General features: G+C 60.9%; 1 protein-coding gene. It reads right to left on the bottom strand.

What is annotated here, in order from left to right; all coding sequences use genetic code 11:
- Positions 1-604: 7TM-DISM domain-containing protein (locus EOE48_RS28490; RefSeq protein WP_281292809.1), on the bottom strand; the 604-nt coding region annotated here is incomplete at both ends.

Genomic DNA, 604 nt, shown 5'->3' with positions numbered 1-604 from the left:
GCTGGAACGACAGGACGCTGCTGGTAATCAGCTCACCCAGGTTGAAATTGATGTGTTCCAGCTGAAGCGCAGCGAGTTCGATGCGCGAGAAGTCGAGGATATCGTTGATGACTTTCAGCAAATGCCCGGTGGATTCGCTGGCCACTGCGGTGTAGTCGGCCTGTTCGGTACTTAGCTGCGTGGTTTCCAGCAGCTGCAGCATGCCCAGCACGCCATTCATCGGGGTGCGCAGCTCATGGGTCACGCTGGCCAGAAACTCGTCCTTCAGGCGGTTGCTCCTGGCAAGTTGCAGGTTCAGCTGCTCCAACGTGCGCCCTGTCTCGCGCAAGGTCTGCGCCTGTTGCTCACGCAGGCTGTTGATACGGGCGGCCAGCGCCAGCGACTGCAATGCTACCTCCAGCGCCGAACCGAGCTGGCTGGCATACATGGTGATGAACACATTTGGCAGGTGGCCCAGCACCATCAGGGTGTTGACCAGCCCGCCAAGCAGGAACGCCGTCCAGGCGATGATGAACCAGCGCGCCACGCGCAAGCCACGCCACCAGGCGTACAAGCCGGCGCTGAAGATGCTCACGGTGAACAGCAACGCCAGTAGCGTGGCCAT

This window comes from Methylobacterium oryzihabitans (genome assembly GCF_004004555.2).
GTDB lineage: Bacteria > Pseudomonadota > Alphaproteobacteria > Rhizobiales > Beijerinckiaceae > Methylobacterium > Methylobacterium oryzihabitans.
The sequence above is the reverse complement of the archived record's forward strand: the minus strand, read 5'-3'. Positions and strand labels throughout refer to the sequence as shown.